The 8,585-nt window shown below is 65.9% G+C and carries 6 protein-coding genes; all 6 read right to left on the bottom strand.

Annotated features, from left to right (window positions below; translation table 11 throughout):
* Nucleotides 1-719, bottom strand: a 719-nt coding sequence (locus ACR2FV_RS17115) for a DUF222 domain-containing protein (protein WP_434016912.1), incomplete at its 3' end; no start/stop codon positions are given.
* Between the two features lie 82 nt (nt 720-801).
* Nucleotides 802-2,295, bottom strand: coding sequence for a type I restriction-modification system subunit M (locus ACR2FV_RS17110; RefSeq protein WP_434016911.1), 1,494 nt, complete (start codon nt 2,293-2,295; stop codon nt 802-804).
* A gap of 256 nt (nt 2,296-2,551) precedes the next feature.
* Nucleotides 2,552-3,463 (bottom strand): restriction endonuclease, encoded by a 912-nt coding sequence (locus ACR2FV_RS17105; RefSeq protein WP_434016910.1) that lies wholly within the window; start codon nt 3,461-3,463, stop codon nt 2,552-2,554.
* A complete protein-coding gene (locus ACR2FV_RS17100; RefSeq protein ID WP_434016909.1) occupies nt 3,460-4,584 on the bottom strand; it encodes a hypothetical protein in 1,125 nt (374 codons plus the stop codon). Before ACR2FV_RS17100 ends, ACR2FV_RS17105 begins: the two co-directional genes overlap by 4 nt.
* Nucleotides 4,585-4,594: 10 nt before the next feature.
* On the bottom strand, nt 4,595-5,524 hold the full coding sequence (locus ACR2FV_RS17095) for a hypothetical protein (protein ID WP_434016908.1): 930 nt from the start codon (nt 5,522-5,524) through the stop codon (nt 4,595-4,597).
* A gap of 356 nt (nt 5,525-5,880) precedes the next feature.
* The gene (locus ACR2FV_RS17090; RefSeq protein ID WP_434016907.1) at nt 5,881-8,391 is read right to left on the bottom strand and encodes a DEAD/DEAH box helicase family protein; all 2,511 of its coding nucleotides are present in this window, start codon (nt 8,389-8,391) and stop codon (nt 5,881-5,883) included.
* Nucleotides 8,392-8,585: the final 194 nt, after the last annotated feature.

The raw sequence follows: 8,585 nt of genomic DNA, 5'->3' as shown, positions 1-8,585 counted from the left end.
CGGCACTGATCCAGGGTGCGGGACGGGTCCTGGCTCTTCATCTGGTGCGCGACCTCATCGATCGCGGCCCAGCAGGCCAGCGACTCCGCCGCGGGCAGGCTGGCCCACCACGACGTCATGCCCGGGTTGTCCCCGGCGCACATCCGCACGAACCGGTCGGCCCGGGCCTTGACCGCCCTGGCGCGCACCGCGAGCGGGGCGACCTCCTCCAGGGCCCGGCGCACCCGGGACCGCACCCGCCCGGGCGTGTCCTGGCACACCCGCGGGTGGACCTTGCCCTCGGCCACACCGCAGACCTCGGCGTCGGCCAGCTCCAGCTCCTCCGCGATCACCTGCGCCCGGAACGCATCCAACTGGCCGTGGGCCACCGCGTGCAATGTGACTGGCAGGTCCGTGCACAGCTTGACCGAGAGCCGGGCTCGCTTGTGCGCGGTCATCGGCGCCATCCCCAGCACCGGCGCCAGCTCGTCCCCAGCGAACTCGCTCAGGTGCCCGATCCCCCGGTCCATCGACAGCAGCACCCCGTGCTCGTCGTAGTCATCCTCACGGGCGGCGAACTGCGCGATGCGCACCGTCTGAGCCGCGGACGCCGCGCAGATGAGGTCCTGCAGGTGGGCTACCTCGGCCATCAGCTCCGGGGTCTCCCGGTCGACGCAGGACTCCTGCGACCGGTCCACCACCCGGCGCAGCCGTTGCACGACCTCGGTCATCTCCTCCATGCGAACAAGTGTATGAGACGCCACCGACATACCTGCTGCCCAGGGATGACGCCCACGACGCCGCGAGCAGTCTCCCAGGCAGTCAGCCTCTTGGCGCGTCCCTGAGCTGCGACTCGAGGGCCGTGGCCACTGCCTCGAACTCGACCAAGGCCGCCGTCAGGTCCTCGACGATCTCGCGGGCGATCACGTCCGGGGAGGGCAGGTTGTCGACGTCCTCAAGCGAGTCGTCCTTCAGCCACGTGATGTCGAGGTTGGCCTTGTCACGGGCCACGATCTCGTCGTAGCCGAACGAACGGAAACGCTCGCTCTCCACCCGCTCGCTCACCGGCATGCCCGGCTTGTATGACATGACGAAGTCGTCCAGGTCCGCTCGCCGCAGCGGGTGCTGCTTGAGCGTGAAGTGCATGTTGGTGCGCAGGTCGTAGACCCACAGCCGTTCGGTCCACGGCTGCCCCGGACGGGCGACCCGCTTGTCGAAGAAGAGCACGTTGGCCTTCACGCCCTGGGCGTAGAAGATGCCGGTCGGCAGCCGCAGCATCGTGTGCAGGTCGAAGTCGGTGAGCAGCTTGCGGCGGATGGTCTCGCCCGCGCCGCCCTCGAAGAGGACGTTGTCGGGCAGGACGACCGCGGCCCGTCCGTTGGTGTCCAGGATCGTGGCGATGTGCTGCACGAAGTTGAGCTGCTTGTTGCTGGTCGTCGCCACGAAGTCCTGCCGCTCGATCTCTCGGTCCTCGCGGACTTCTCGACCGTCGGCGCCGACCATCATCACAGAGGACTTGCGCCCGAACGGCGGGTTGGACAGGACCACCGACCAGCGTTCGCCCGGGTCGGCGATGAGGGAGTCGCGCACCTCTATCAGGGAGTCCCCGTTGGCGCTGCCGATGCCGTGCAGCAGCAGGTTCATCGCGGCCAGCCGGGCGGTGCCGTCGACCAGCTCATAGCCGCGGACCAGTCCGTCGCGCAGCTTGTCCCGCTGGGTCGGGGTCATCGAGCCAGCACCCTGTCGGGCGTGCTCGTGAGCGACGAGGAGGAAGCCACCCGTGCCGCAGGCGGGATCGATGACGGTGTCGGCGACCGTGGGCCGCATCACGTCCACCACGGCCTGGATCAGTGGTCGGGGCGTGAAGTACTGCCCGGCCCCGGAGCCCTTGTCGGAGGCTCCCTTGGACAGCAGCTCCTCGTAGGCGTCGCCCTTGATGTCCGTGCCGGATTGCGACCAGTTCTCCTTGCCGACGAGGTCGACGATGAGCCGCCGCAGCTTGGCAGGGTCCTGTATGCGGTTCTGCGCCTTGCGGAAGATCGTGCCGATCACGCCGGGCTCGCGCGCCAAGCCCACGAGGATGTTGGTGTAGGTCAGCTCGAGTTTCGTGCCCTGGGCGTCCAGCAGCCTCTGCCAGGAGTACTCGTCGGGGACGATCCGCTCGGAGGCCAAACCCCGGGTCGCGCGCTCGTGCGCCATCTTGAGGAACAGCAGGTAGGTCAGCTGCTCGGTGTACTCGATGACGCCGACGCCGTCGTCGCGCAGCACGTCGCAGTAGGACCACAGCTTGTCAACCAACCGACGCGAGTCATTCACGCCCGCGATCCTCTCAGACCGCGGCAGCGCGGGTATGGGATGCGACGAACAGGGACGCCGGCAGCAGCGACAGAAAGACCCGGCCCACGAGGGACCGGGTGCGTTATGTCTCGACAGTACCTCACGACGGGTGCTTGCAGGCCGTCGAGACGATCACGCATGGAGCGGAGTCGCGCGACTCCACAGATCGATGTCTCCATGTCCGAATCATTCGGACATTCCGGGAGGGTGCGGGCGTCACTGCGGCACATCCGGGTCACAGCGACTCGAAGAAGTCCTCGTCGAGGCGGTAGAGGGTCGCGGTCTGCTCGGTCTGCACCCCGACCTCGTAGCGCACCAGGAGCCCGGCGAGGCGGGCACCGTCGATCAGCTCGATCCGCGCGTTGATCCGCTCCGCCTCCGCGCGTGCCCCGGTCGAGAAGCTGGACGTGGTGATGAAGACCCCTCGGTCACCCTGTTTGCCCAGCAGCGCACCGGCGAACTCATGGATGCGGGGCCGGTCGATGGTCCGGTCCTCGGCATACCGCTTGGCCTGCACGTAGATCCGGTCCAGCCCGAGGGGGTCCTGACTGATGATGCCGTCGACGCCGGCGTCCCCCGACGCGCTGGTACGTCGGATCGATCCGGCCTTGCCGTAGCCCATGCGCTCCAGGAGGCGGATGACGAGATCCTCGAAGCCAGTCGGGGAGAGCGCCAGGGCGCTCTTGAGGACCTCGCCCTCGACGGCCGCTCGGTTGGTGGAGATCGCCTGCTCGATGAGATCACTCGGAGTGGCTTCCACCGTCGTCGCCACTGACTCGACAGCTGCTGGTGTCTTCTTCCGTGTCCGGTCGCGGAACTCCAGGTATGCCGGGTACGCCTCCAGTGCCTTCATGTCGATCCGGGTCGGATATGACGTCAGCGCGGCTCGTCCCTGGTCCGTGATGACGACCTGGCCACGACTTGGTCGAGAGATCAGACCCGCCTGGGCCAGGTAAGTGAGAGCCCAACCGACCCGGTTGTCGATGGTGCGCTGCCGACCACTGGGCAGCATCTCGGCGCGTTCGTCCTCGGTCAGGCCGAACTCGTCGGCCATTGCGTCTTTGACGTGCCGCGAACGGCGGGTCTGGCCATCGGCGAGATGCGCCAGGATCGGGCGCATCAGCGTCTGGAAGTCCGGGATGGTCATCGCTCTCGCCCATTCCCCTGCGCCTGCACCTCGTCGACGAGTTCCTCAAGCGCAGCGACGATTGAGTCCTTGGCCCCAGGGACGACCGCCGGTTCGAAGATGTGGGCTCGCAGTTTGGACTGTACGGGCGTCGCTGCGGGTATCTGCTGGACTCGCTCGACAAAGGCCAGCACGTGTGGCCGCACGCTCGGGTTCTCCTGCAGTGACGCCTCGTCGACGCCGAAGGTGAGGTGCCGCGCGCCATACCACTGGTCTCCCTCGAGAAACGCCCAACCGATCGACAAGCGCTCGCTGCGGTCCGGAGTCTCGATGCGGATCGACGTGCCCTTTGCACCCCAGGCGAGGGTCAGCCCCAGCGTTCGGCAGGTCGCGAAGATGTCCTTGATAGCGTCGCGATAGACATCGGATTCGATCCGGTCCAGGAAGTCGGACTCGTTGGCCTGGCTCGCGACAGACGATCCGCTCGATCCGGTGACCTTGGGTGGTGAGGCCACCACCCGGGCGGCGTGCGCGACCAAGTCGTGTCCCTGGAGGCGCACGACCTCGACCAGGTAGAACCGCCCACGTCGCATCGTGGAGTTGAGATAGTCGAGACTGGTGGACATCCCGGAGGTGAACCTCTGGGCCGCGACCACGAAGACGAAGTCACCCGTCTCCAACACTTCCGCCAGACGCGCACCCAGGGCCTCCCGCTCCGACTCGCTCACCACCCAGCTCGAGCGCCCGATGAGTCCATCGAGGTCCGTCACACCCTTGTAGTCTGGATCGCAGTGCCCACTTGACAGATACCGCTGCACTACTCCGCGGTCGAAGTCGTCAACCGACCGGCGCCACAGGTCGGACCCGTAATCGATGACTTGGGCCAAGGCGTGCCGGAAGTCAGGGTTCTGCGGGCCGGTCTTGAACTCGATGAGGACTAGATCTCCGGACTGCGCCAGGCAGAGCAGATCAATCGCGCCCGAAGCCAGCGTCGTCTCACGTCCCACCACAACGAGCTCACCGTCCAGGCCGAGGTCATCGGACGGGATGAGTTGCGGGTTCGCCTTCATGACCTCTTGCAACGCGTGCTCACTTGGCGCCGCCACCTCGACGAGGTTGAAGGTGTCCGTCTCACGTTGCATCAACACCCGCCTAGGCATCCGCCATCTCCTCGATCACTTCCTGATCCGTATGCCGTCCTGTCAGCTTCCCCGAGAACGCCGCCGTGAGCAGTGCAGCCCGAAGGGCGGCTCCTCGGCGCTGCGTCCGTTCAACAGCATCACGAGTGCGTCGCGCTTGTCCATCCATCTCAGCCATCCGCGTTGCGATTCGTTGCTGCTCGGCAAGGGATGGGACAGGGAGTCGGATCGCGGCCACTTGCTTCTGGTTGACCTTGTAGATGCCTGCTGTTGTCCGTGCCGCTGCCTCGATCTGAGATCGGGTGGGCGTGGAGTTCCAGACGACGGCAAGAAATTCTGCGGTCATGTTCCGGGCGTTGACACGGGCCCGGATCATCGTATCGGGATAGGCAACGGCATCAGGTCGGTCGCGGACCAGGGAACCTCGCCCTACCAGGCGAAGACTTCCGTTGCCTCGAGCAAGGAGGAAGTCGCCTCGCGCTACCAGAAATCGTTGCGCTTCGACGCTCGTCCAGTCGCCGCCCTTACGTTCACGGAGGTCGACACCGTCGTCTTTCAAGGCGGTCAGACGCAAGACCGGGAACCCCTCATCGCGAGTCGGCACCGACTTCCCGTTTCCGAGCGGGACTTCGAGCAACTCACCCATCGGCCGTTCGGCTCGAACGTCAGTAAGGTGTACACGGAGCGCAGACTCAGCGATGCCATCTAGCCTCTTGAGCGCTGCAGTAGCATAGTGCTCGGCGGCGTCAAGGCGGGAAAGACAATCTTCTAGAAGCTCCCTGATTTTTTCCTGCTCAGTGATCGGAGGAACTGGGACAATCAAGTTGAGAAAGCGATCCTGCGTTAGATTCAACCCACTATCGCTGATGCCAGTCTTCATCTCGTCAATTAGTGATTGGGCTTCGGCACTGAGGAGCCAATGCTCTAGAAATTCGGCACCCACTAGTGGGAGCGGACGGAAGCGATACATTTTTCCCGACATCATCAGCTTTGGCCGCGTATGGCGCACTAATGCCGGGATGCCGCATCGCGAACGAGGGCCGGCGCATGTCATGAGGAGGTCGCCGGCGAGGACTTCGATGCCAAGACGAGCGGACATGGTAGATGGTAGTTCCTTATTCTGGGTCTCATCGTACCGCCCCGCTTGGATTGCGGTTGTCTTAAGAACTCCCCAAGTGTCAGGATCAGTTGCCGGATTTGCTTTACAACGGGGACTCCAGCCTTGCTGGAGCAGACGCTCGTTGTTTAGAGGTTGGAGCAACTGAGATAGCCGTAGCATTCTCCAACCAGGTACGGCGATCATGCGGTGAGCTCCGTATTCAGCTCATCGAGCAGCCGGGCCGCGTCGTCACCGAGGTCGCGGAGGGCACCGTCGACACCGCCCCGCTCGGTGAAGGGCGCCTCGTCGAGGTCCTCAGCGGAGATGCCTGCCGACGATCCGATCACCTCGACCATGCGGTCCAACCACCACCTCTCCTCGGCAATGAACGTCGTACCCGCCTGCTCCTGCTGCGCCAGCCATGCCTCGTAACGCTCCATGACGCGGTCGGCGTAGGGCACCAGCTCATTGTCGACGCCGACCGTATAGCGCAGCAGGGACACCAGGTCCGTCAAGGTGTGCCGGTCGCTGCGCCGGACCCGCTCGAGGTCCACGACGGCATAGGCGTTCCAGATGTAGTCGGCGGTCCAGTTGTGGGGCGGGCGGGAGATCCGGTCGGCGAGCTCCTGGATGTCGGCGAAGGCGACGCGGCGCTCCTCGCCCTCGCTGAGCAGCTGGATGGCGGTGATCTCGTCGCGGTGCTCGATCAGGTAGGCGGTCCACGACTCGATGACCGATTTCGCCCCGCTGGTGTCGACGACGCCGTGCGCATCAAGCAGCACGTCCCAGCTGACCTCATCGATGATCCGGTCGTGGGTGGCCCGCAGCTCCAGGATGCGACCGCGCAGCTCGGGGTTGGCGGCCAGCGGCCTGGTCGCAGCGTCGAGCAGGCCCTGCACAGCAACAGCCGGGTCGGCGGCTCCCTCGGCAGCCCGCGTCTGGGTGTCGGGGTCAACGGCATCGACCAGGGTGCGCACGATGTCACGGACCGGAGAGCCCGCCACATCGTCGAGTTCCGCGCGCTCATCTGGGGTCAGCTCCAGCTCCAGCTTGGCCAGCCGCGAGGCCAGGGTGGCGGTCTCGTCCTCGGTCAGGGTCAGCGCGGCCGCCTTGTCCAGCAGTTTCTTCAGCGACGCCCCCTTGTCCCGGTTGAGCGGCGGGTCGACGAAGTTGTGCTCGGTCACCCCGACGGCGTCGACGATGACGAAGCGGGTCTTGTCCGATGCGTCCGGAGTCACTGACTGGAAGTCGGCCGAGGGGATGGTGCGAGCGCCGCGACCCTTCATCTGCTCGAAGTACTGCGCCGAGCGCACGTCGCGCATGAAGAACACGCACTCCAGCGGCTTGACGTCGGTACCAGTCGCGATCATGTCGACCGTGACCGCGATCCGCAGTGATGGTGAGGTGCGGAAGGCGCGGAGCTGACCCTGCGGGTCGCGAGCGGCATACGTGATCTTGGCGGCGAAGTCGTTGCCCTTGCCGAAAACCTCCCGCACGGTGGTGACGATCTCCTCCGCGTGGGCATCGTCCTTGGCGAAGATCAGCGTCTTGGGCACCGTGGAGCGGCCGGGGAAGATCTCGGTGAACAGCCGATCGCGGAACGTCTCGAGGACGAGCCGGATCTGCGAGGTGGCCGTGACCGCTCGGTCGAGCTGCTTGTGGGTGTACTCGAAGTCCTCCTCCAGCTGCTCCAACCGCTGCTTGCGGGTGCGCCGATCCACCTTCGGCACGACCAGGCCGGCCTCGATGGTGCTGCCCTGCTGCGAGATCTCGGTGCTGATCCGGTAGAGGTCGAAGTCGACGTTGACCCGGTCGGCCACTGACTGCGGGTAGGTGTACTCCGAGACCAGGTTCTGCCGGAAGAACGCGAAGGTCTGCTTACCCGGCGTCGCGGTCAGCCCGACGACATGGGCGTCGAAGTACTCCAGGACCCCACGCCATACCCCGTAGATCGAGCGGTGCGCCTCGTCGACGATGACCAGGTCGAAGGTCTCCGGCGGCAGCTCGGGGTTATAGGCCACCGTGACCGGGGCGTCGGGCACGTAGTCGTCCAGACCCGGGTCGTCGCCCGCGGTGACCTCCTCGCCCCGGAGCCCCTTGTAGACCCGCTGGATCGTGGAGACCACGACGTTGCTCGAACCCAGCATCCCGGCACTGGTCAGCTTGTCGACGGCATACAGCTCGGTGAACCGGCGCCCGTCGCCGGGGGCGCGGTAGTTCTGGAACTCCGCGAGGGTCTGCTCGGCCAGGTTGTTGCGGTCGACCAGGAAGAGAATGCGGGTGAAGCCGCCGAACCTCAAGAGCCGGTATGCCGTGGTGACGGCCGTGTGGGTCTTGCCTGCGCCGGTGGCCATCTGCACCAAGGAGCGGTCGAACTGCTGGGCGGCGAGGCTCTGCTCGATGCCGCTGATGGCGGTGATCTGGGCCGGTCGCAGCGCGCTGGTGTCCAGGTCGGGCAGCTCTCGAACCTTCGCCCGCCAGGTCGGGTGCTCCGGGTCGGTCTCGGCGTCGCGGAGAATCCTGGCCAGGGTCGCGGGTCGGGGGACATTGAAGATCCGCCGGGCCCGGGCGTCCGGGTCGAAGCCGTTGGTGAAATGCGTCTCCGTGCCGCTGGCCTCGAAGACGAACGGCAGCCGATCCTGCACCGTGAACGCCCGCAGGCGCACCTCCGGAGGCAGCCCCTCCGCATACATCGCGGACTGCCACTCCACACCTGAGAGGGTTTTGCCCTCGGGTTTCGCCTCGATGACGCCGACCACCTTCCGATCCACATAAAGGGGTCTCCCGGCATAGATGTGGGTGAGTCCTGGGGACTGGGGACGCAAAGCGCCTGGTGAGGCGGTGGGTCTGGTGCCCGGGCGGTGTCGGGTGTGACGCGCACGGGGCGTGGGCCTACGTTCGGTGT

This window comes from Ornithinimicrobium sp. (genome assembly GCF_051004135.1).
Classification (GTDB): domain Bacteria; phylum Actinomycetota; class Actinomycetes; order Actinomycetales; family Dermatophilaceae; genus Ornithinicoccus.
This window is presented reverse-complemented; position numbering and strand designations above follow the sequence as displayed.